Source organism: Streptomyces rhizosphaerihabitans (assembly GCF_025399795.1).
GTDB classification, from domain to species: Bacteria; Actinomycetota; Actinomycetes; order Streptomycetales; family Streptomycetaceae; genus Streptomyces; species Streptomyces rhizosphaerihabitans.
Map to the genome: position 1 here is coordinate 1 of NZ_JAODTZ010000235.1, position 226 is coordinate 226.

A 226-nucleotide genomic window follows, 5' to 3' on the forward strand; every position below is an offset into this window, starting at 1 on the left:
TGGAGCTTTCTCGACCTCACGGACGGTCCGGTGACGCTCCAGGTCCCGCCGGGGTGTCTGGGCACGATCGACGACATGTGGTTCCGCTGGGTGATCGACTTCGGTCTGCCCGGACCGGACCGCGGCGTCGGCGGCACCTACCTGCTGCTGCCACCCGGCTACGACGGCCCGGAACCCGAGGGCGGGGCATTCGTGCGCCAATGCTCCACCTGGCAGGCCCTCTTGG

The 226-nt window shown here is 69.9% G+C and carries 1 protein-coding gene; it reads left to right on the top strand.

The window, feature by feature from the left end:
• Nucleotides 1-226: DUF1254 domain-containing protein (locus tag N4G66_RS45560; protein WP_261710187.1), on the top strand; the 226-nt coding region annotated here is incomplete at both ends.